The sequence below is a fragment of the Corynebacterium jeikeium genome, assembly GCF_028609885.1.
Taxonomy (GTDB): domain Bacteria; phylum Actinomycetota; class Actinomycetes; order Mycobacteriales; family Mycobacteriaceae; genus Corynebacterium; species Corynebacterium jeikeium.
Map to the genome: position 1 here is coordinate 1,168,637 of NZ_CP063195.1, position 22,735 is coordinate 1,191,371.

Sequence of the window (22,735 nt, forward strand, 5' to 3'; positions counted from 1 at the left end):
CCCCAAGGACTGATTCCTTCTATGAGCACTCCCGCGAACATTAACGCACTCGCCAATGCCGGCACTTCCGTATGGCTGGACGACCTGTCCCGCGACCGCCTGCGTTCCGGCAACCTCGCCGAGGTCATCGAGAACAAGGGCGTGGTCGGCGTGACCACCAACCCTGCCATCTTTGCCAGCGCGATGTCCCAAGGCACGGCCTACGACGAGCAGCTCCGCGAGCTCGCTGCCGCTGGCACCCCGGCCGAAAGTGCGGTGTTCGAAATGGCGGCAGATGACGTGGCGGACGCCTGTGACGTGTTCCTGCCCATCTACGAAAAGACCGGAGGAGTGGACGGCCGGGTTTCCCTCGAAGTGGACCCGCGCTTGGCAAACGAGCGTGATGCCACCGTCACCCAGGCTAAGGAGCTGGCCGCCAAGGTGGGGCGCGAAAACTTGATGATCAAGATCCCCGCGACCCAGGAATGCCTTCCCGCCATCACCGACGTACTGGCTGAGGGCATCAGCGTGAACGTGACCCTCATCTTCTCCGTCAGCCGCTACATCCAGGTCATGGAAGCCTTCGTCGCTGGTATTACCCGCGCTGCTGAGGCCGGTAAAGACCTCACCAAGATCCATTCCGTAGCCAGCTTCTTCGTCTCGCGCGTGGACACCGAGATCGACAAGCGTCTGGATGGCATCGGCACGGACGAGGCCAAGCAGCTCAAGGGCAAGGCGGGCGTGGCCAACGCGCAGCTAGCTTACGCCGCCTTTGAGGAGCACCTGCTGAACAACCCCGACTGGACCGCGCTAGCCGAAAAGGGGGCGCCTGTACAGCGCCCACTGTGGGCGTCCACCTCAGTAAAGAACCCCGAGTACCCCGACACGCTGTACGTGACCGAGCTGGCCGGACCTCGCACCGTGAACACGATGCCGGAGAACACCCTGGACGCGACTATCGACCACGGCGAGGTTCGCGGCGATTCCCTCTCCGGCACCGCGGAGGATGCACGCGCGGTATTTGCTCGCCTGGACGCCGTGGGCGTGAACCTGGCTGAGGTGTGGACCGTGCTGGAGGACGAGGGCGTGGAGAAGTTCGTGGCCTCCTGGAACGAGCTGCTGGGTACCCTGTCTGCGCAGCTAGAAGCCAAATAGATCAAGCAGCTAGAACGGCACCCACACCCACCGACTAAAGAAAATAGGACTTTAGACAAGTGCAACTTCCCTTTTCCGCTGAGGAATGGCGCAACCCGTTGCGTGACGAATTGGATAAGCGTTTGCCGCGCATCGCTGGGCCCTGTGGCCTCGTGATCTTCGGTGTAACCGGCGACCTGGCGCGCAAGAAGCTGTTGCCCGCCGTTTACGACCTGGCAAACCGCGGTCTGCTGCCACCCGGCTTTAGCCTGATCGGCTACGGCCGCCGCGACTGGTCGAAGGAGCAGTTCGAGGCGCAGGTCTTGGAGTGCGTCAAAGAACGCGCGCGCACGCCATGGCGCCAGAACGTGTGGGATCGCCTCGCCGAGGGCATCTTCTTCGTCACCGGTGACTTCACCACCGATTCTGCTTTTGACGCCCTCGCGGAGAAGACTCGGGAGATCGACAACGCCCGCGGTACCGCCGGCAACTGGGCCTATTACCTTTCCGTCCCGCCGGACCACTTCCCCAGCGTGTGCCACCAACTCGAGCGCAGTGGGCTTGCGAAGGCGAATCCGGAGCTGGGAGAGATGCACAACGGCTGGCGCCGAGTGGTCATCGAGAAACCATTCGGCCACGACGAACAGTCGGCCCACGAACTCAATGAGATCGTAAACAGCGTGTTCCCGGAATCCAGCGTGTTCCGCATCGACCACTACCTGGGCAAGGAGACAGTGCAGAACATCCTGGCGCTGCGCTTCGCCAATCAGCTGTTCGACCCAATGTTCAACGCTCACTACGTGGATCACGTGCAGATCACCATGGCCGAGGACATTGGCCTCGGCGGACGCGCGGGTTACTACGATGGCATCGGGGCGGCCCGCGACGTAATTCAGAACCACCTGCTGCAATTGCTGGCGCTGATCGCCATGGAGGAGCCGGTGACGTTCAACCCGGAGGAGCTGCAGGCGGAAAAGGTGAAGGTACTACGCGCGACCACTCCGGTTGGTCCGTTCGCGCAGACAACGGCGCGCGGGCAGTATACCTCCGGATGGCAGGGTTCAATCCCGGTGAAGGGGTTGCGCCAGGAAGACGGGTTCGATCCAGAGTCCACCACGGAGACCTATGCTGCCGCTACCTTCGAAATCTCCTCCCGCCGCTGGGCTGGGGTGCCGTTCTACCTGCGTACCGGCAAGCGCCTGGGGCGCCGAGTGACGGAGATCGCCATCGTGTTTAAGGAGGCCCCGCACCTGCCGTTCGGCCCCGGACAGACTACTGCCCAGGGCAACAACATGCTGGTTATCCGCGTGCAGCCCGATGAGGGCGTGCTGGTGCGTTTTGGCTCCAAGGTGCCGGGCTCCGGTATGGAGGTCCGCGACGTGAACATGGACTTCAACTACTCTGAGTCCTTCACCGAGGAATCCCCCGAGGCTTACGAGCGCCTGATCCTGGATGCCCTCCTGGACGAGGCGAGCCTGTTCCCGACTAATGAGGAAGTGGAGCTGTCCTGGAAGATCCTGGATCCGATTCTGGAGCATTGGGCTCTCCACGGACGCCCGGAGGATTACCCCGCGGGCACGTGGGGACCGAAGGGTGCCGAAGAGATTCTGTCCCGGTCGGGGCGGCAGTGGCGTCGCCCCTAAAGCTTCCTTACGTTGCCCACTTATCCCTCCGACCGCGCGAGGAGCGCTCACTAAACGCCCATGATCATCGACCTTCCAAACACCAAGACCAAAGACATCGAGCGCCGCATCCGCACGCTGCGTGAGGAACGCGGCGACGTCACGAGCGGCCGCGTGCTCACCCTCATTGTCGTCACCAGCGAGGACGATGACCTCGACCGCATCATCAGCTCCACCCACGACGCTTCCCGCGAGCACCCCGCCCGCGTGATCGTGCTGGTAACGCACCGGAGCGAAGAGTCTTCGTTGGACGCGCAGCTGCGCATTGGCGGCGACGCAGGCGCTTCCGAGATTATTATCATGCACCTGCACGGCGAGCTGTCGGCCAACCGTGCCTCCGTAGTGACTCCCCTACTGCTGCCCGATACCCCTATCGTGGCCTGGTGGCCAGGAACCGGTCCGCGTAACCCGGCCGCCGACCCAATCGGCGCGCTGGCAACTCGCCGCATCACCGACTCGCTGACGGACGAGGATGAGGATGCCCTCTACCGCCGCCGCATGACGTATACCCGCGGGGATTCGGACATGGTGTGGAGCCGTATCACCCTGTGGCGTGGGCTCCTCGCCTCGGCGCTGGACCAGCCGCCGCACCACCCGATTGTGTCTGCAGAGGTGTGGGGGCCGAAGCATGACCCGTCCGTCGACATTGCTGCCGGTTGGCTTGCGGAGCGCTTGGATGTGCCGTTGACCAGGCATGTTACGGTCGATGGCCGCCATGCTGAAGACTCTGAAGGCAATCGCATGATCTCCATCGAAAAGGCGGTGCTGCACCGCCAGGTGGGGGCCATTGAGGTCGAGGTTATTGACGCCAACACAGTATCGCTGACCGTCGGAGACCAGAAGTCAATGGTCACCCTCGGTAGGCGTGCACTGGCTGATTGCCTTGCCGAGGAGTTGCGTCACCTGGACCCTGACTACGCTTTCGGGCATGCCCTTCGAGGCCTGGTGCGCGTAAACCGTCCGGATCGCGGTCCCCGCACTTCCCAGTACCGTGGCGTGCAAACCCCCGGGGTGCAGGAGGACAAGTTGGATCGCTGGACCTCCCGCGATGCCCGCGAAACCTATAGCACTTTCGATGGTCAGGAGTCTCTACGATGAAGCCCACACAAAACAACCGCCGCTCCTCAGTTGTCAGTGACAAGACGGGGGTGGAACTGCGGCCACGCGACAGCAAACAAGATCTGGCGACGGCCGCGGCACGCGAATTCATCAACACTGTTGCGGAGCTGCAGCGCACCGGGGACACCGTCACGGGCGACGGAATCGTCCGCGTTGTGCTGACCGGCGGCGGGGCAGGCATTGCTACCCTAGCGGAGATCGCCGCCCTGGATCATGCGGCGCAGCAGACTGCGGAGGATTTCCCCGTCACAGCGATCGACTGGTCTCAGGTGTATGTATTCTTTGGCGACGAGCGTTTCTTGGCCGCCGGCGACCCGGAGCGCAACGACAAGCAGGCCTTTGATGCCCTGCTTCGCCACGTGACTATCCCCTCTCTGAACGTCTTCCGCGTTCCCGCCCTGGCAGCCGGCGAGTCAGCCGACGGCCCGGCGCTGGATGCAGCCGCGGCGTTCTACGGCAAGACGGTGGATCAGGTTGCTCCCGAAGGCTTCGACATCCACCTGCTGGGAATGGGGCCGGAGGGGCACATTAACTCGTTGTTCCCACACACCGATGCACTATTGCACGCCGAGGGTTCGGTGGTTGCCGTGCGCGAATGCCCGAAGCCCCCGGCGGAGCGCATCAGCTTGACCATGCAGGCGGTCAACCGCTCCCGGCAGGTGTGGCTGCTAGTCAGCGGTGAGGAAAAGAAAGAAGCTGCGGGCCAGGTGTTTAACGGCGGCAATGGCGCCGAATGGCCCGCAGCTTTGGCCTCCGGTACGAAGGCGACGCTGCTGTGGGTTGACGAGGCCGCCAACCCACTGCTTTAAGTTGTTTAAACGGTCGTCTGGCCTTCTAGGCCAGGCCGTAGTGCAGAACCAGGTTCAGGCCGACTAGGGCCAGCAGCCAGATCACTGCGGTGCCCACGGTCAGGCGATCCAGGTTCTTCTCCGCCACGGTGGAACCGGACAGGTTGGACTGCATGCCGCCACCGAATAGGCTGGACAGGCCGCCGCCCTTACCCTTGTGCAGCAACACGGAAAGGCCCATCAGCAAGCTGGTAATAACCAGGATGATCTGCAGCGTTAGGATCAATGCCCTACCCTCAACTCTTCTTTTGAAATCGACTTACTAAAACGTTCAATTAACACCACGAATTTACCCGCTATACGCCCCGCGTGACAACCTGCCACGCGGGATGCGGCGTTCTAGTCCCCTTGCCAGCTCGAGTTATCTAACCCGAGTTGCGCAGCGCGGTGGCCAAACCGTTCATCGTCAGCTGGATGCCCGAACGCACGCTATCGGAATCGTCGCCGGCGCGGAAGCGGCGCAGCAGCTCCACCTGCAGCAGGTTCAGCGGCACCAGGTACGGGAAGCGGTTACGCACGGAGCTGACCAGCTCCGGGTTGTCCGCCAGCAGGGTTTCCCGCTCGGTGATCTGCAGGAACATCTCCACGGTCAGCTTGTATTCCTCGACGATCACGTCGAAGATGCGCTCCGCCGCCTCCCTATCGCCCACCAGCTCGGAGTACAGCTGCGCGATGGAAAGGTCCGCCTTAGACATCACCTGGGCCATATTAGAAAGCACCGAGTCGAAGAAAGGCCAGCGCCTGTGGAGCTCCCGCAGGTAGTTGAGGCGCGAGGTGGCGTCACCAGATACAGAAGAACCATCTTCGATCCACCGCTTCAGGGCGCTGCCCACTCCGAACCAACCGGGCAGCATCACGCGCGACTGCGACCAGCTGAGCACCCACGGGATGGCGCGCAGATCCGAGACCGCGGTGGTTTGCTTGCGCGAGGAGGGGCGGGAGCCGATGTTCAGGCTGCCGATCTCCGCCAGCGGCGTGGAGGTGGTGAAGTACTCGATGAAGCCCGGGTCCTCGTGCATCAGCGCAGAGTAAGCCTTCCTAGACTCCTCCGCGATCTGCCGCATGGTCTCGAAGGCCACGTCGGGGTCGTCGAGGTCGTCGACGGGCAGCAGGCTGGCCTCCAAGGTCGCGGCAACGAGAGCCTCCAGGTTGCGGGAGGCGTTGGCGGGGTCGCCGTACTTGGCGGAGATGATCTCGCCCTGCTCGGTGATGCGCACCGCACCCTGCACCGCGCCCTTCGGCTGCGCCAGGATTGCATCGTAGGATGGACCGCCGCCGCGGCCGACGGTGCCGCCACGCCCGTGGAACAGGCGCAGGAACAGCCCGGCCTCGCGGGAGGCTTCGACCAGCGCCAACTCCGCGTCGTAGAGCGCCCAGTTGGCGGCGAAGTAGCCCCCGTCCTTGTTGGAATCGGAGTAGCCCAGCATGATCTCCTGGATATCTCCGCGCCCGGCTACGTAGTTGCGGTACAGCGGCAACTGCCAGAGCTGGCGCATGATGTCCGCACCACCGGCAAGGTCGTCGATGGTCTCGAACAGCGGAATGATGTCCACGGATCCCTGCGGGTGCTCGCCGTTCGCCTGGATAAGCCCGACTTCCTTGAGCAGGATCATCGGCTCGATCACGTCGGAGACGGACGAGGCCATAGAGATGATGCAGTGCGGCACCACCTCCGCGCCGAACTTCTTGGCAGCCTTCGCGGCGGCGCGGAAGATGCCGAGCTCGCGGGCGGTCTCCTCCGACCATTCGGCCTCCGGGTCGGCAAGGGGGCGCGGGCTGGCCAGCTCTGTCAGCAGCAGCTCCACCTTCGCGTCCTCGTCCAACTCGGCATAGTTCTCCGCCACTCCCGCGCGGGCGAAGACTTCCGTCAGCACGTTCTCGAAGCTCTCGGAGTTCTGGCGCAGATCCAGCGAGTACAGGTTGAAGCCGAAGGTCTCTACGGCCTCCCGCAGGTCCGCCAGGGTGTGGTCGGCCAGCAGGTCGTCCATGGAGTGACGCAGAGCCTCGTCGACCGTGTCGATGTCCGCCAACAACTCCGCCGGATTGGCATAGGGCTCGTGGCCCTTGTGGATGCCTCCGGAGACCACCGGCTCTCCCAGGGTGTGCTTGGCCGTGGCAGCCACGCGCCCACGCATACCGTGGAGGGCGCGGCGGAAGGGCTCGTCTACGCGGGAAGGCACGTCGTTGCGCCCACGGTCGGCCAGTTGCTCCAGCGCTTCGGTCGTGTCGATGAACTTGGAGGACAAGCTGAGCTCGTGCTCCAGCGCGTAGATAGTCTTCTGGTAGTGGTCGAAGATAGTGCGCGCGGCGAAGGTCGTGGCTATGCCCACCGTTTCCGCCGTCACGTACGGGTTGCCGTCGTGGTCACCGCCGATCCACGAGCCGGGGCGCACTACCGCGGTGCGGGGCACCACGTCTCCGTACTGCTCCTTCATGTGCTCGTTCACGCGGCGGTTGATGGCCGGAATCTCGCTGAGCAGGCTGATGCCGTAGTAGCGCAGCCCCACCTTGATCTCGTCCTCGATGCGCGGACGCACGCTGCGGATCAGGGACGTCTGCCACAGCAGCGTCATCCGGCGGCGGATCACCAACTCGATCTCGGCCAGCTGACGGGCCGAACGCACCGAATCGGGGTTAAGCTTCAGCTCCTTGAGCACACGTGCGCGGCGGCGCATCATCTTCATGATGTCGGTCTGCACGTCGAACACGGTCCGCCGGCGAGTTTCCGTCGGGTGCGCCGTCAAAACGGGTGCTACCAGAGCGTTCGCCATGGTCTCGGCGACCTTCTCCCCCGGCACCTCACGGTTGTGCAGCTCCTGCCAGGTGTAGGCCAGTGTGGAGCGAGGCGCGGTGTTGCCGCGATCCTCCTCGAGGTCACGCACCCGCTCGACGTACAGGTCTTCCGCCAGGTTCGCCATCAACGCGAAGTGGGAGAACGCGCGGATGACCGGCAGTGCCTTTTCAGTCGGCAGCTTGTTGAACTGCTCGGCGAGCTCCTCGATAGGCATTTCGCCGTAACGCAGGTCGAAAGCCGCGCTGCGGGTGTTTTCGATCAGGTTGAAGGTGTAGTCACCCTCCTGCTCGCGGATCACCTCGCCCAAGATGCGCCCCAGGTAGCGGGTATCGTCCCGCACCGTCGGGCTGATCTCAGGGTGGGCGATCTCTTCGGGAGCGACGGGAATTGCGGTGCCGCGGATCGTGTCTTTGCTCATCTCTATCGCTTCTTAGGCGGTTGCCTTAGCTGCTGCGGCAGCCAGGCGGGCGAAGTCTTCGCCGTCTAGTGACGCCCCGCCGACCAGACCACCGTCGACGTCCGGCTGGCTGACCAGCTCTCCGACGGAATCGGTCTTCACGGAACCGCCATAGAGGATGCGGATTCCACCTGCAACCTCCTCGCCCGCCAGCTCTGCGACGAGCTCGCGAATGGCGTGGCAGACCTCCTGCGCGTCCTCGGCGGAGGCAACCTTGCCGGTGCCGATGGCCCAGACAGGCTCGTAGGCGATGACCGTCTTAGCCAGGTCCTCAGCGGATAGGCCGGCCAGGGAGGCCTTGGTCTGCTCCTTGACGAAATCTACGTGCTCGCCCTTTTCGCGGACGTCCAGCTGCTCGCCGACGCACACGATGGGCTGCAGCTCGTTGTCTAGCGCGGCGCGTGCCTTGGCGGCCACTACCTCGTCGGTCTCTCCGTGGTACTGGCGGCGCTCCGAGTGGCCGACGATGGCCCAGGTGCAGCCAAGCTTCTGCAGCATCGCGCCGGAGACCTCACCGGTGTAGGCGCCGGAGGCGTGCTGGGAAACATCCTGGCCGCCGTAGGTGATGGCCAGCTTGTCTCCGTCGACCAGGGTCTGCACGGAGCGGATGTCGGTAAACGGCGGGATGAAGGCCACGTCAACGGACTCGTAGTATTCCTTCGGCAGTGCGAAGACGAACTTCTGGACGACCTGCATGGCCTCCAGGTGGTTCAGGTTCATCTTCCAGTTGCCGGCGATAAGGGGCTTGCGTGCGGTCATGAAAGTCTATGCCTCTCTAGTTCTTTCTAGATGGTTGCTGCGCGAGCAGCTGGTTCGTTTTGCAAACGTGGGGGGTGCTTAGCTCTCCAGGACGGAAACGCCGGGCAGCTCCTTGCCCTCCAGGAACTCCAGGGAGGCGCCGCCGCCGGTGGAGATGTGGGAGAAGCCCTCTTCGTTCAGCCCCAGGGTGCGCACAGCTGCGGCCGAGTCGCCGCCGCCGACGACCGAGAATGCACCGGCAGCGGTGGCGTCAATAATTGCCTGAGCAACACCGCGCGTACCTTCAGCGAACGCAGGGAACTCGAATACGCCCATCGGGCCGTTCCAGAAGACGGTCTTGGACTTGGAGAGAACCTCGGCGAAAGCCTTGACGGACTCCGGGCCGATGTCCAGGCCCATCCAGCCCTCGGGGATGGAGTTCAGGTCGACGGTGCGGTGGTCAGCATCCTTGTCGAAGCGTTCTGCGACCACAACGTCGGTGGGCAGCGCGATGACGTCGCCGAAACGCTCCAGCAGGTCCTTGCAGGTATCGATCATGTCTTCCTGCAGCAGGGAGCCGCCGACCTCGTAGCCCTTGGCTGCGAGGAAAGTGAAGCACATGCCGCCGCCGATGATGAGGTTGTCCACGCGCGGAGCAAGTGCCTCGATGACGCCCAGCTTGTCGGAGACCTTGGAGCCACCCAGCACGACGGCGTAGGGCTTCTCCGGAGCTTCCGATACCTTGCGCAGCACGTTGAGCTCGGCCTCCACCAGGCCACCAGCGTAGTGCGGGAGCTTCTTGGCCACGTCGTAGACAGAAGCCTGCTTGCGGTGAACCACGCCGAAGCCGTCGGAGACAAAGGCGCCGTTGTCACCGGTCAGTGCAGCCAGCTCGGCGGCGAACTCGGTGCGCTCGGTTTCGTCTTTGGAGGTCTCGCGGGCGTCGAAGCGGACGTTTTCCAGCAGCAGAATGTCACCGTCGTCCAGGCCATTGGCGCGCTCGTGGGCATCCTCGCCCGTGACGTCGGTGGCCAGCGGTACCCACTGATCCAGGCGCTCGGCCAGAGCCTCGGCGACAGGAGCCAGGGAGAACTCCTCCTTGAACTCGCCCTTCGGGCGGCCCAGGTGTGCGGAGACGACTACGCGGGCGCCGGCTTCCAGCAAAGCCTTCAGCGTCGGGACGGAGGCATCGATGCGACCCGGGTCGGTGATGTTGCCGTCGGACAGCGGGACGTTCAGGTCAGCACGGACCAGGACGTGGCGCCCCTGTACACCCTCGTTGATCAGATCTTGAACGGTCTTGATGGCCATGGGAAGCTCCTTAAATTTTCTGCTGGGGTTAAATCTTTTGGGTTAAAGCGGGTTTGTATGAATAAGAGAAAACGGGTCGACTCGATCGGCGCGACGCGCTAACGTGCGGCGATCGGAGCCGAACCCGTCATTGTCCTAAATCGTCCTAAACGGACTTTCGGCCGGTAAGCGACTTAGAGGCGCTCGCCGACGTAGGTGGCCAGGTCGACCAGGCGGCAGGAGTAGCCCCACTCGTTGTCGTACCAGGAGACAACCTTGACCTGGTTGTCGATGACCTTGGTCAGGCCGGAGTCGAAGACGGAGGAGTGCGGGTCGCCGACGATGTCGGTGGAGACCAGCGGAGCGTCGTCGGAGTACTTAGCGATGCCCTTCAGCTCGTTCTCGGCAGCCTTCTTCAGCGCAGCGTTAACGGCCTCGACGGTGACCGGCTTCTCAGCCTCGAAGGTCAGGTCGGTCAGGGAGCCGGTGATAACCGGAACGCGGACTGCGTAGCCGTCCAGCTTGCCCTTCAGCTGCGGCAGAACCAGGGAAACGGCCTTAGCTGCACCGGTGGAGGTCGGAACCAGGTTCACGGCTGCGGCGCGGGCGCGGCGCAGATCCTTGTGCGGAGCGTCGTGCAGGCGCTGGTCGCCGGTGTAAGCGTGGACGGTGGTCATCAGGCCCTTGACGATGCCGAACTCCTCGTCCAGAGTCTTGGCCAGCGGAGCCAGGCAGTTGGTGGTGCAGGATGCGTTGGAGATGATGTGGTGGTTCTCCGGGTCGTAATCAGTGTGGTTAACACCGACGACGAAGGTTGCGTCCTCGTTCTTCGCCGGAGCGGAGATGATGACCTTCTTGGCACCGGCTTCGATGTGAGCCTTGGCAGCCTCAGCGTCGGTGAAGAAGCCGGTGGACTCGATAACGATGTCCGCGCCCAGCTCGCCCCACTTCAGGTTCTTCGGCTCGCGCTCAGCAGATACGGCGATGCGCTTGCCGTCAACGGTGATGGACTCGTCGTCGTACTCGACCTCTGCGTCCAGGCGACCCATCACGGAGTCGTTCTTCAGCAGCACGGACAGGGTCTTGTTGTCGGTCAGGTCGTTAATGCCGACAACCTCGATGTCAGCGCCCTGGGAACGGATAGCGCGGAAGAAGTTACGGCCGATGCGGCCGAAGCCGTTGATGCCAACACGGATAGTCATAAGTTGATCTCCTAAACAGAGCGTCTACATTTACCTCGATCTAGACGCCAAGGCCCACGGCTCAAAACCAAGCCCTCGACCCTCACGCCGACACTTCCGAGAGTACCTGCGGCCCATCAGCTTCGCAGGGATTCCTAACCCCCTTTAGGACGGGGGTACTAGTCGACATCATTAAACAGCTCCGAGGTCACCGCGGAGTGCGTATCCGGCAGCCCCAGCTCCTCGGCGCGTTTGTCTGCCATAGACAGTAGACGACGAATACGCCCTGCCACCGCGTCCTTCGTCATCGGAGGCTCCGCTAGGCGGCCGAGCTCCTCCAAGGAGGCCTCCTTGTGCTCAACACGCAGTTGGCCGGCATGGGCCAGGTGCTGAGGAACGTCGTTATCCAGGATCTCCAGGGCGCGCTCCACGCGGGCTGCAGCGGCGACGGCGGCACGCGCGCTGCGGCGCAGGTTAGCATCGTCGAAATTGGCCAACCGGTTGGCCTTGGCTCGGTTCTCCCGGGTGCGGCGCTGCTTCTCCCACACCTCACGGGTGTCCTGGGCGCCCATCAGCATTAGCAACCGCCCGATAGAATCGCCGTCGCGAATCACCACGCGGTTGACTCCCCGGGCCTCCTTAGTCTTGGCTGTCACGTCGATGCGGCGGGCAGCGCCCACCAGAGCCAAGGCAGCCTCGTTGGAGGGAGTCTGCACTTCCAACGCAGAGGATCGACCCGGGTCCGTGATGTAGCCGTGAGCTAGGAAGGCGCCGCGCCAGGCCGCCACGCATTGGTCCTTGGTACCGCCGATGATGAACCGCGGCAGGCCGCGAACGGGCCGCCCCACGCGGTCAATCAGTTCGGTACGGCGGGCCAGCTCCATGCCGCCTTCAGTCCAGCGCAACACGTGACGTGGGCGGCGGCGCAGGTTGCCGGCGCCGATGATCTGGTGCTCCGGCTCGATCTTGTACAGCTGCTCAACCATGTCGGTCAACCGCCGGGCGGTCTCCGCCGAGTCGACCTCGGACTCCACCACGATCTTCTTGCCCACCAGGTGCAGGGCGGCCGTGTAGCGCAGCAGGCTGGCGACTTCAGCGGTCATCACGTCGTGGCGGGTCACCAGAACTCGGTTCAGCTCTGCCTTCACATCAGCCGAAAGTGCCACGGGCTTCCCTTCTTTAGTCTCGGTGGTCGTATGCAATCAGTGCTCAAAGCATCTGATTATAGCCGGGAAAACTATTCCCGCTCGGGCAGGTCCTTCACGCCCCCGGATACCTCCTGCAGCACGGCGGCGAGCTTCGCCGGGTTGTGTCGGTCCGTCCAGCGCCCCCGGTTGTCGTCCTCCCGCACGTCGCGGTAGATGACCTTGGCGCCTAATGCTGCTGCGGCTCTATCGATATGACGCCGAGTGCTGGCCACTGGCATCGTTGACAGATCGACGATGACAACGTCAATCTGCAGGCTCGGGCAGTGCTGACGCACCATATGGATGTGATGTTCGAGGGACATGCCCGCGGTCTCCCCCGGTTCCGGAACTAGGTTCAGTACCAGGGCCTTGACGGCTTTTGTCTGATTCAGGGCGTCCACGATCTCCGGCACCAGCAGGTGTGGGATGACACTCGAGAACCAGGAGCCCGGCCCCATGGATACCAGGTCGGCATTGCGGATCGCCTCCACGGCTTCCTTCGATGCCGGCGGGTTCTCTGGGTACAGTTTTACGCGGCGCACTTCGCCGAGGGTGGAGGCAACCGCCACCTGGCCGCGGACGGCCACGACCTCGCGGGGGTCCTCTTCCAGCCCCAACACCTCGGCCTCGAGGTCCAGCGGCTCGTTGCTCATGGGGATCACGCGCCCCTCGATGCCTAGCAGGCGGCCGATCTCGTCGAGGGCTTCCATCTCGCTGCCCATCACCTGGGCCAGGCCGGTGATGAGGAAGTTGCCGAGCGCGTGGCCCTTCAGCGCCCCGGAGCCTCCGAAGCGATGCTGAAGGACTTCCTCCCACATGCGCCCACGCTCATTGTCACGGGTCAATGCCGCCAGAGCCATACGCAGGTCTCCCGGCGGAAGCGATCCCAACTCGCGGCGGATCCGGCCGGACGAGCCGCCGTCGTCGGCAACCGTCACGATGGCGGAAACGTAGTCGGCAATGGTGCGCGCCGAACGCAGCGTGTTGAACAGCCCGTGCCCGCCGCCGAGGCAGGCGATGTTCGCAATGGGCTTGCCGGGCTTCTCGGAAGTACTCATGGTTAGTCTCCGATCCCCTTCCCTAACGTTCCAGATCCCGGTGGGACAGGTTTACCAGCACCCCGTCGTCGGCCAGGCGGCGGGTTAGTTCCTCGACGATTGCCACGCTGCGGTGGTGCCCACCCGTGCAGCCGATGGCCACGGAGACGAAGAATTTACCCTCCTTGCGATAGCCCGGCAGCACCGAATGGATGAGCCCGACGATGTGGTCGAGGAACGCTTGCGCGCCTGGCTGCGACAGCACGAAGTCAGAGACGGGGGCGTCAATACCTTTAAAGGGCCGCAGCTCCGGATCCCAGTAAGGGTTCGGCAAAAAGCGAGCATCCAGCAACATGTCGATGTCCTTCGGCGGACCGTGCTTGAAGCCGAAGCTCTGCACGTTGATGCGGACGCTCGAGTGGTCGGCTGCGGCGAAGAACTTCTCCAGCTCCCGGCGCAGGTCGTGGATGCTGCGATTGGTGGTATCTAGCACAATGTCGGCGCGCTCACGGATGCTGGTCAGCATCTCGCGCTCTCGGTCGATGCCGTCCTGCAACGTGCCCTTCTGCTGCAGCGGGTGGGTGCGGCGAACCGCGTCGAAACGAGCGATCAGCGCCTCGTCGGTGGCATCCAGGTACAGCACCGTCGGGCGCCGGCCCCCGGTGTGCAGGTCGTGCAGCACGCTGGTGAGGTTGCCGGCGAAGTCGCGGGAGCGCACGTCGGTGACGATCGCCAGCTTCTCGATCGGCGAATCATCAGAGAAACTGAGCTCGACCATACGCACAATGAGCTCGGGCGGGAGGTTGTCGGCGACGTACCACCCGAGCTCCTCCAGGGCTGCGGCGGTGGCACGGCGCCCCGCCCCAGACATGCCCGTAATCAAGATCAAAGTGGGCTCTTGCTGCGTTGATGCGCTCATGTCTTCCGATCCTACCCAGCATTGAGCGCGTCGTGAATGAGTTGCGCCAACTTGGGGCCAAAGCCCGGCAACGCGGCGATGTCCTCTACGCTGGCCTGCTTGACCCTCATTACGGATCCAAACTCCTTGACCAGCTGCTTGCGGCGCTTCGGCCCCAGTCCCGGAATGTCGTCCAGCTTGCTGCGACGCATGCGGGCACTGCGCTGCTGGCGGTGGAAAGTGATGGCAAAGCGGTGTGCCTCATCGCGAAGATTCTGCACTAGATAAAGCGCTGGCGAGTTGCGCGGCACGATGATCGGGTACTCCTCCCCCGGCACCCAGATCTCCTCCAGACGCTTGGCGATGCCCACCAGGGTGACGTCGTTGATGCCCAATTCGTCGAGCACCTCCTGAGCGGCATTTACCTGCGGCAAGCCACCGTCGACAATGAAGAGTTGTGGAGGGTAGGCGAACTTGCGCTTCTCGGAAGCAGGGTCCGTGCCCTCTGCGGCACTGTCTTCCAGCTCCGTCTCGCCCTCCAGCAGATCGCCGGCATCGTCACCCGCAGGCACCGCGGACTTGTCCTGCTGATAGCGCTTGAAGCGGCGACGCACCACCTCCGCGATGCTCGCAACGTCGTCGGAGTGCCCATCGCCCGCCGCGTCGCGGATTTTGTACCGGCGATAGTCGGCTTTCTTCGGCAGGCCGTCTTCAAAGACCACCAGGCTGGCCACCACGTCGGTGCCCTGAATGTGCGAAATGTCGGTGCACTCGATGCGTAGCGGAGATTCGTCCATCCACAGCGCCTCCTGCAGCTCCTTGAGTGCCGCCGAGCGTGCAGTGATGTCGCCTGCCCGCTTCAACTTGTGCTGCGCCAGGGCCTGCGTTGCATTGGTCTCGGCTGTGGTCATCAGCGTCTTCTTGTCACCGCGTTGAGGCACTCGGATCTCCACCCTGGAGCCGCGCAGGCTCGTCAGCCACGCCGCTAGGTCTTCGGCTTCCTCAGGCATTGCGTGGACCAAGATCTCGCGAGGTACAGGCGTTACCTGCACGTCGCCCACCAGGTCGCCCAGATCCTGTGCCGCAGCGGGGTTGATGGCGCGCGCCAGGTCTCGGTCAACCTCCGGGCCGGAGGCGCCTCCCACCTGGGTCTCCGTCGCTTTCGCCAGCTCCGCGGTCTCGCCGTAGAATTGAGTGATGAAGTCCGCGACGAGCTTTTCCTCGCTCAAGTCCTCTCGCTCGACCACCCAACCACGCTGGCCGTGGATGCGTCCGCCACGAACGTGGAAGATCTGCACTGCGGCCTCCAGCTCGTCGGCGACGAAGGCGATCAGGTCGGCATCCGTATTGTCGGAGAACACTACCGCCTGTCGCTCCATGGACTTCTGCATGGCCTGCAGCTGGTCGCGCAAGGACGCGGCGCGTTCAAAGTCCAAGTTCTCGCTAGCTTGTTCCATCTCCTTGCGCACCCGACGCAGCACAGGATCTGTGTTGCCCGCCAGGAAGCTGGAGAACTGATCCACCAGCGCGCGGTGGTCTTCCGGGGTGATTTTGTCCACGCACGGAGCACTGCAGCGATCTATGTAGCCGAGGAGGCAGGGTCTTCCCAATGCTTCGTGACGCCTATACACCCCAGCCGAGCACGTTCTGATCGGAAATACGCGGGTCAGCGACTCGAGGGTTTCCCGAATCGCCCACGCCTTGGGATACGGGCCAAAGTAACGCACGCCCTTGCGCCGGGGTCCGCGGTACATGAATGCGCGCGGGATCTGCTCCTTCACGCTGATCGCCAGCATGGGATAGGTCTTGTCATCCCGGTACATCACGTTAAACCGGGGATTGAAGCGCTTGATCCAGGTGTACTCCAGGTTCAGAGCCTCTAGCTCGCTGGAAACAACCGTCCACTGCACGTGGTTAGCGGACTGCACCATCGCACGGGTGCGCGGGTGCAGCTGGGAGAGGTCCTGGAAATAGTTAGACAGCCGGGCGCGTAGGTTCTTGGCTTTGCCGACGTAAATGACGCGCTCGTGGGCGTCACGAAAGGTATAGACCCCCGGGTCGGTGGGGATACTGCCGGGCTCGGGGCGGTAGGAAACGCTAGTCATCGAAAGGCATGTAGCGGTCCTCCAACTGGCGGAAGTCCTCTACACGCTGGGCGATCAGCTGCTTGTCGTAGATGTTCAGAGCCATCATCGGGACGAACTCGAAGTCGGGCAATTCCAGGCGCGCCCACTTGGCCTCCTGTGGGAAGGACAGCCCGTGGATGATCTCCCACGGGTAGAACTGCCCATTTACGATGTTTCGTACTTCCACACCCTCGCTGTTCACCTTGACGTGCGGGCGCAGCAGCGATAGCGCTACGAAGGAGAAGACCAGGCCGATGCCGATGAATCCCCATTGGTCAGCCGCGGATACCGTCACGCCGGTATCGCCCACGGCCACAACGATGGCCATGAATACGTGCACTGCCATGATCAGCACGACCAGGATCCACGCCACCTTCTTCAAGAAGGGCGAGGATACTTCCAGCTCCCAATTCTCCTTATCGCTCACGGCAATCCACCCTACTCTGTTCGGGTTGGTAGCCCCTAAACGCCACGCTCGATCTGGCGTAGCACCAGCGCAGTGTGGATAGCGGCGACCGCTGCGTCGCGCCCCTTGTCCTCTTTCGCATCAATGCCCCCTGCACGGTCCACCGCCTGCTCGTGAGTGTCGACGGTCAGTACACCGTTGCCAACGGGCGTGCCCGAGTCCATGCCAGCGCGTGTCAGGCCGTAGGTGACCGCATCGCAGACCACGCGGAAGTGCTCAGTTTCCCCCTGGATTACGCAGCCATTCGCCACTACGGCGTCAAAACGCTTACACGCTGCGGCGACGGCAACCGGCAGCTCCAGTGCCCCGGCGACCCGCCACTCCGAGACCTGCGCCCCGGCCTCCTTGGCAGCAGCGATCGAGTGCTCATGGAGCTGGTCAGTGATATCGGCGTTCCAGGATGCGCTGATGACGGCGACGGTCATGCCATATGCAGAACCGGCCTTGAGCTGGACGTCGGCGACTCCATTGTGTGCCACGGTTGCGGGACTCCTTCTTAGATCTAGCCTGTGTTCTAGTCCAGGGTATCGAGTTGGTGGCCCATGCGGTCGCGTTTCGTGCGCAGGTACACCACATTGTCCTCGTTGGCGTTGAGCTCGACCGGAATGCGGGTGGTCACGTCCACACCGTGGCTGGCCAGGTCGTGGATCTTATCCGGGTTGTTGGAGATCAACGCGACCGACTGAACTTGAAGATCCTTTAGGATCTGCGCGGCAGCGCTGTACTCGCGGGCATCCACTGGAAGTCCTTGTTCCAGGTTCGCATCGACGGTATCCAAGCCCTCGTCCTGCAGCACGTAGGCGCGCAGCTTCGGCAGCAGGCCGATGCCCCGGCCTTCGTGGCCACGCAGGTAGATGACCACTCCCCGGCCTTTGGCTTCGATATAGTCGAGCGCGGCGGAAAGCTGGTCGCCGCAGTCGCAGCGGCGGGAACCGAAAACGTCTCCAGTCAGGCACTCAGAGTGAACGCGCACCGGAACTGGCTCCTCGCTGTCAGCGCTTGTGGCGCCCGCGGCACTCACATCGCCCTTGACCAACGCCACGTGTTCTGTGCCGTCGATGATGTTTACGTAGCCAATGGCGCGGAAGTTGCCGTGGACGGTCGGCAGCCGGGTTTCCACCGCGCGCTCAAGGGTCTGGGTGTGGTGGCGGCGCCAATCCTGGAGTTGCTCGATGCTAATGAGAGCTAGGTCGTGTTCGTCGGCGAAGCGCCGCAGCTCCGGCAGGCGAGCCATGGTCGTGGGATCTTCCTCAGAGACGATTTCGCACAGCACGCCGGCGGGCGCGAGGTTCGCCGCGCGTGCCAAGTCCACCGCGGCTTCCGTGTGGCCTTGGCGGACGAGTACTCCCCCGCGCTTGGCACGCAGAGGGACTACGTGTCCAGGTCGGTTAAAGGCGGTGGCGGTGGACGTAGGGTCTGCCAGCAAGCGCACGGTGTGGGCACGGTCGGTGGCGCTGATGCCGGTATCCACGCCCTCGGCGGCGTCCACCGTGACGGTGTACGCAGTGCCGCGGACGTCCTCGTTGCGGGCCACCATTGGTGGCAGTCCCAGACGGTCGCAGTCGGCGCTATCCATGCCTACGCAGACATATCCAGAGCTGTGCCGCACCATGAAGGCCATCAGCTCCGGGGTGGCCAGTTCGGCAGCGAAGATGAGGTCGCCCTCGTTCTCCCGGTCCTCGTCGTCGACGACAACAACGGCTTTGCCCGCCGCGATGTCGGCGATGGCGCGCTCTACGGAATCCAGTTTGATGTCTTGGGGTTCGCTAGTTTCGCTCGTGCTCATTGGTGCCCTTTATGCCTTTTACTGATTATCCTGCGCGCCGTGCTGTGCCAGCCGCTCGACGTACTTTGCCAGCACGTCGCATTCCACATTCACCGTATCGCCCGGGTGCAGATCCCCCAGCATCGTGTCCGCCAGGGTGGTCGGGATCAGGGAGACTTCGAACCACGCCTCGGCCGAGCCAGTCCCGCCTGCTTCGGCCACTTCCGCTACCGTCAGCGACGTACCGTTGAGCGCCACGGAACCCTTCTTGGCCACGTAGCGCGCCAGCTGGGGATCTTCCAGTCGGAACCGGAACACCTCCCAGTGCTCCGAGGGGCGGCGCTCCTGCAGCGTCGCGGTGCCGTCCACATGCCCTTGCACGATGTGCCCGCCGAAGCGCTGGCCGCTGGCCATGGCGCGTTCCACGTTCACCCGGTCGCCGACGGAAACGCCGCCCAGCGCGCTGTAGTCGAGTGTCACCTGCATTACGTCAGCAGTGAACTCTTCGGGAGCGAGCTCGGCGACGGTGAGGCACACGCCGTTGATGGCGATTGAATCGCCGCGCTTGGCGTCCACCAGCACACCCGGTGCTGTGAAGCGCATCCTTAAAGAATCCCCGGCTTCTTCGATCGCGGCTACCCGCCCGACCTCCTCGATGATTCCGGTGAACATACGCGCTCCTTAGATCTTATGTATGTGATTACATACACATTATCCCACTGTGGGTATTTCCCAGTATCAGGGGGTGCATCCGGGCGCGGTCATGGTCCAGCGCAGGTCGTTGCCGAAAACCTGCAGCTCACGCGGGATGAAGCGCCGAATGTCCCCGATCGTTTGGCCGAGGATGTTCTCGCTATCGCTTAGTGACGCCACCCCCGCCCCCAATACCGCCGGGGCCGCGTAGAACTGAACCTCGTCCACCACGTCGGCTTCCATAAAGGCTGCGGCTATCTGAGCGCCTCCTTCCACCAACAGAGTGCGCACGTCGCGCTTCCAGAGCTCCGCCAAAACCTCGTTGACGTCACGGGTTGGCAGGTGCAGGGCGTGCCCGGGTGCGGCGAATACCGCCGCGTCCACCGGGATGTCGCTAGTGCCCATGATGACCCGCAGTGGCTGTAGTTCCTCGGCAAACGGCTGCCCTTCGGCATCACGGGCTGTCAGCCGCGGGTTATCCGCCGCAATGGTTCCGGTGCCCACCAGGATTGCGTCGCGCCGAGTTCTATCCTCGTGCACCGCCACGCGCGCTGGCTCGCCGGTGATCCACTGGCTTGTGCCATCCACTGCGGCCACCCGGCCATCCAGCGTGGAGGCCATTTTCAGGCACACGTGCGGGCGCTGCCGAGCCATGGAAATCAGCCAGGGCTCCACGCTGTACATCTTCGACCACGCGGGCAGCTTTGCTTCGTCGCCGGCCGTGGGAAGCGGCAGGTAGGGTCCGTGAACTTCCACGCCGGCTGCGCGCAGCGTGGCGGCGCCGCCCTCGGCAGCGGGGTTTAGGTCGGCGAAGAGGAAATCCACCCGCCGAATACCGGCGCGAATGAGAGCCTCAGCGCACGGGCCGGTGCGCCCGGTGTGGTTGCAGGGCTCCAGAGTGACGATCGCTCGGCCTCCGCGTGCTTGCTCACCGGCCTGCTGCAGAGCGACGACCTCCGCATGCGCCCCGCCGGGGGCCTGCGTGAATCCGCGGCCCACCACCTGCCCGGAAGAATCTTCGATCACCGCGCCGACCGGCGGATTCGGGCTGGCTAGCTGGGCCGCCCGCCAGCCGAGACTGTGGGCGTCAGCAAAAAGAGAAAGATCCATAGAACTACTTGGCGCTGGCGCGGATCTCATCGACCGCCGCGGCGGGGTCCTCCTTGCCAAAGACACTGGAACCCGCAACAAACACATCCACGCCCGCGGCGGCGGACTCGGCGGCGGTTTCAGAGCCAATGCCGCCGTCGATTTCAATGAGGGTATCCAGGCCGTCGGCATCGATCCGGCTGCGCAACTTGCGGACCTTATCCAGCACCTCGGGCATGAACTTCTGGCCGCCGAAGCCGGGCTCCACGCTCATGACGAGCACGAGATCGAAGCGATCCAGGTGGTCCAACAGGGGCTCCACCGGGGTGTTTGGCTTGATGGAAATGCCCGCCATCGTGCCGTGACCGCGCAGCTTATCGGCCAGTGCGATGGCGGTATCGACGTCCGCGACGGCTTCCAGGTGGAAGGTCACGGACTGGAAGTCGTCTGCGTAATCCTCCGCCCACTTCTCCGGGGTCTCGATCATAAGGTGAACGTCCAGGTGCTTATCCGTATGCGGCAGCAGAGACTTGGCCACAGGCAGGCCGAAGGAAAGATTAGGGACGAAGTGATTGTCCATCACGTCGATGTGCAGCCAGTCCGCATTCGGCACGCGGGCGACCTCCTGGGCCAGGTTGGCGAAGTCGGCGGCGAGGATGGACGGGGCGATCAGCGGGGTGCGGGAATCGGACATGGGTTGGTCTTCCTCACTCTTGGCTAGTGTTTGTGCTTGTGTTTGTGCCTGTGCTGTTGCTGGCCGGGCGCAACGCGGCGAAAGACATCGCGTCCGTGCCGTGGATGTGAGGCCAGAGCTGCACAAACGGCGAGGTCTGAGCGGTGTTCGTCTCGGCCAGCTCGGGTAGGAACTGGGTGACGTCCAGGATCTCCGCGCCCGTGCGGGCGGAAACGGACCGAACAACCTCTGAGGTTTCCTTGGGGTGCGGCGAGCAAGTGGAGTAGATCACTACGCCGCCGGGGGCGGTGGCTTCAAGACCACTGATCAGCAACTCGCGTTGCAGTGTGACCAGTGGAGCGACGTCTTGCGGATCCTTGGTCCAGCGAGCCTCCGGGCGCCGGCGCAGCGCCCCGAGGCCGGAACATGGCGCGTCGATGAGTACGCGCGCGAAGCCACCCTCCGGGGCCTCCAGGCTACCGATGGCCTCCAGGTTGCGTCCGTCGCCCACGTGCACCCGTACGGGTAGGTCGCGCGTCGTCTGCTCGATCAGCTTCGCGCGGTGCTCGGCGATCTCGATTGCGTCCACGCTAGCCTGCTCCGACATCGCCACGGAAGCGATGAAGGCGGTTTTACCACCAGGGCCCGCGCACAGATCCAGCCAACGGGCGGGCAGATCAGCGGCCACGGGAATACGAGTGGTGGCCAGACCAATGAGCTGCGATCCTTCGTCCTGCACACTGGCCATCCCTTCGCGCACAGGGGCGATCTCTCCGGGCGCGCCCTCATCCAGGTACACCGCATAGGGCGAGAACTTGCCTTCCGTACCGCCGGTGATCAGCGCCAACTCCTCACCGCTGATCTGCCCGGGTCGGGCGGCCAGGTGCACGATTGGACGTGCGTCGTCGGCGGCTAGGGCGCGCTCAAGCTCGGCGCGTCCGGCATCAGTGGCGGTGTCCACGCCAAGCGCTTCTGCGAAAACCTCGGCGATCCATTCGGGGTGTGCATTGCGCAACGCAAGGTCGGCCAGGCTGTCGCCGGGGGCCACGCGCTCAACCCATGTCTCCGGCTTCTTACGCGTCAGCGCCCGCAACACACCATTGACGAACCCGGAAGCCTGACCGGCTCCGAAGGCCTTCACCAACTCCACCGAGGTGTTAACGGCGGCGTGGTTCTCCACTCGCGTGCGCAGGATCTGGTAGGCGCCCAGTCTAAGGGCATCCAGGGCCACCGAGTCGATCCTTTCAATCTTGCGCCCGGCGGCGTCCTCAATAATCGCGTCCAGAAGGCCCCGTGCCCGCAGCGTTCCATAGGTCAGCTCGGTGGCGAATGCGGCGTCGCGGCCCTTGATGCCCGCTTCCCGCAACGCCTTGGGAAGCGCGAGATTGCCAAAGGCACCGTCAACCGTGACGTCACGCAACACGCCAAAAACAACGTCGCGGACCTTGTCGCCGGAGCCCCGCGACCGGCTCTTACGCTGCTTGTGTTCGGGGCGGCGTTGCTGGTAGCCCGTCGCCTTCTTCCGCTGTCCCTCGCCGCTGCGGGCGGATTCGGATCGAGACCTAAAGCCTCCCATGAC

At 63.7% G+C, this 22,735-nt stretch carries 20 protein-coding genes; 4 read left to right on the forward strand and 16 right to left on the reverse strand.

The annotated features are described in order from the left end of the window. Positions 1-21 precede the first annotated feature (21 nt). Genes tal through pgl form a run of 4 tightly spaced genes read left to right on the forward strand, consistent with a single transcriptional unit; the run spans position 22 to position 4,723 of the window. Positions 22-1,134, forward strand: coding sequence for a transaldolase (gene tal, locus CJEIK_RS05155; protein WP_005294803.1), 1,113 nt, complete (start codon positions 22-24; stop codon positions 1,132-1,134). 59 nt (positions 1,135-1,193) lie between these two features. Then, complete coding sequence (zwf, locus tag CJEIK_RS05160; RefSeq protein ID WP_005294806.1) at positions 1,194-2,756, forward strand: glucose-6-phosphate dehydrogenase; 1,563 nt, start codon at positions 1,194-1,196, stop codon at positions 2,754-2,756. Between the two features lie 60 nt (positions 2,757-2,816). After that, positions 2,817-3,893, forward strand: a complete 1,077-nt coding sequence (locus CJEIK_RS05165; RefSeq protein WP_005294809.1) for a glucose-6-phosphate dehydrogenase assembly protein OpcA — start codon at positions 2,817-2,819, stop codon at positions 3,891-3,893. Further along, a complete protein-coding gene (gene pgl, locus CJEIK_RS05170) occupies positions 3,890-4,723 on the forward strand; it encodes a 6-phosphogluconolactonase (RefSeq protein ID WP_005294811.1) in 834 nt (277 codons plus the stop codon). The genes CJEIK_RS05165 and pgl overlap by 4 nt, the downstream gene beginning before the upstream one ends. 25 nt (positions 4,724-4,748) lie before the next feature. Here the strand turns inward: pgl and secG are convergent, their stop codons facing one another. From secG to CJEIK_RS05250, 16 genes are all read right to left on the reverse strand, one after another. Further along, positions 4,749-4,988 (reverse strand): preprotein translocase subunit SecG, encoded by a 240-nt coding sequence (secG, locus tag CJEIK_RS05175; protein WP_005294813.1) that lies wholly within the window; start codon positions 4,986-4,988, stop codon positions 4,749-4,751. Between the two features lie 139 nt (positions 4,989-5,127). Continuing rightward, on the reverse strand, positions 5,128-7,974 hold the full coding sequence (gene ppc, locus CJEIK_RS05180) for a phosphoenolpyruvate carboxylase (protein ID WP_077536119.1): 2,847 nt from the start codon (positions 7,972-7,974) through the stop codon (positions 5,128-5,130). Between the two features lie 12 nt (positions 7,975-7,986). After that, the gene (tpiA, locus tag CJEIK_RS05185) at positions 7,987-8,772 is read right to left on the reverse strand and encodes a triose-phosphate isomerase (RefSeq protein ID WP_005294818.1); all 786 of its coding nucleotides are present in this window, start codon (positions 8,770-8,772) and stop codon (positions 7,987-7,989) included. A 78-nt stretch (positions 8,773-8,850) separates the two neighbouring features. Continuing rightward, positions 8,851-10,062: a phosphoglycerate kinase gene (locus CJEIK_RS05190; RefSeq protein ID WP_005294821.1), complete on the reverse strand. Its 1,212-nt coding sequence runs from the start codon at positions 10,060-10,062 to the stop codon at positions 8,851-8,853. A gap of 173 nt (positions 10,063-10,235) precedes the next feature. Next, positions 10,236-11,243, reverse strand: a complete 1,008-nt coding sequence (gap, locus tag CJEIK_RS05195; RefSeq protein WP_005294824.1) for a type I glyceraldehyde-3-phosphate dehydrogenase — start codon at positions 11,241-11,243, stop codon at positions 10,236-10,238. A 158-nt stretch (positions 11,244-11,401) separates the two neighbouring features. Further along, positions 11,402-12,388: a DNA-binding protein WhiA gene (whiA, locus tag CJEIK_RS05200; RefSeq protein ID WP_011273575.1), complete on the reverse strand. Its 987-nt coding sequence runs from the start codon at positions 12,386-12,388 to the stop codon at positions 11,402-11,404. 71 nt (positions 12,389-12,459) lie between these two features. Further along, positions 12,460-13,467, reverse strand: coding sequence for a gluconeogenesis factor YvcK family protein (locus tag CJEIK_RS05205; protein ID WP_005294829.1), 1,008 nt, complete (start codon positions 13,465-13,467; stop codon positions 12,460-12,462). Between the two features lie 22 nt (positions 13,468-13,489). Beyond that, positions 13,490-14,365, reverse strand: a complete 876-nt coding sequence (gene rapZ, locus CJEIK_RS05210; protein ID WP_005294831.1) for an RNase adapter RapZ — start codon at positions 14,363-14,365, stop codon at positions 13,490-13,492. Between the two features lie 11 nt (positions 14,366-14,376). Continuing rightward, positions 14,377-16,449 carry an excinuclease ABC subunit UvrC gene (uvrC, locus tag CJEIK_RS05215; protein ID WP_005294832.1) on the reverse strand — a complete coding sequence of 691 codons (2,073 nt, stop codon included), beginning with the start codon at positions 16,447-16,449 and terminating at the stop codon, positions 14,377-14,379. Then, the gene (locus CJEIK_RS05220) at positions 16,442-16,897 is read right to left on the reverse strand and encodes a PH domain-containing protein (protein ID WP_005294835.1); all 456 of its coding nucleotides are present in this window, start codon (positions 16,895-16,897) and stop codon (positions 16,442-16,444) included. Before CJEIK_RS05220 ends, uvrC begins: the two co-directional genes overlap by 8 nt. A gap of 35 nt (positions 16,898-16,932) precedes the next feature. Next, positions 16,933-17,361: a 6,7-dimethyl-8-ribityllumazine synthase gene (gene ribH, locus CJEIK_RS05225; protein WP_005294838.1), complete on the reverse strand. Its 429-nt coding sequence runs from the start codon at positions 17,359-17,361 to the stop codon at positions 16,933-16,935. A gap of 89 nt (positions 17,362-17,450) precedes the next feature. Continuing rightward, positions 17,451-18,722, reverse strand: a complete 1,272-nt coding sequence (locus CJEIK_RS05230) for a bifunctional 3,4-dihydroxy-2-butanone-4-phosphate synthase/GTP cyclohydrolase II (protein WP_005294840.1) — start codon at positions 18,720-18,722, stop codon at positions 17,451-17,453. An 18-nt stretch (positions 18,723-18,740) separates the two neighbouring features. Then, entirely contained in the window at positions 18,741-19,373 is a 633-nt protein-coding gene (locus CJEIK_RS05235; RefSeq protein WP_005294843.1) for a riboflavin synthase, read from the reverse strand. A gap of 66 nt (positions 19,374-19,439) precedes the next feature. Then, the gene (gene ribD, locus CJEIK_RS05240) at positions 19,440-20,504 is read right to left on the reverse strand and encodes a bifunctional diaminohydroxyphosphoribosylaminopyrimidine deaminase/5-amino-6-(5-phosphoribosylamino)uracil reductase RibD (protein WP_005294845.1); all 1,065 of its coding nucleotides are present in this window, start codon (positions 20,502-20,504) and stop codon (positions 19,440-19,442) included. A gap of 4 nt (positions 20,505-20,508) precedes the next feature. Further along, complete coding sequence (gene rpe, locus CJEIK_RS05245; protein ID WP_005294848.1) at positions 20,509-21,177, reverse strand: ribulose-phosphate 3-epimerase; 669 nt, start codon at positions 21,175-21,177, stop codon at positions 20,509-20,511. A gap of 13 nt (positions 21,178-21,190) precedes the next feature. Further along, complete coding sequence (locus CJEIK_RS05250) at positions 21,191-22,732, reverse strand: RsmB/NOP family class I SAM-dependent RNA methyltransferase (protein WP_005294850.1); 1,542 nt, start codon at positions 22,730-22,732, stop codon at positions 21,191-21,193. Positions 22,733-22,735: the final 3 nt, after the last annotated feature.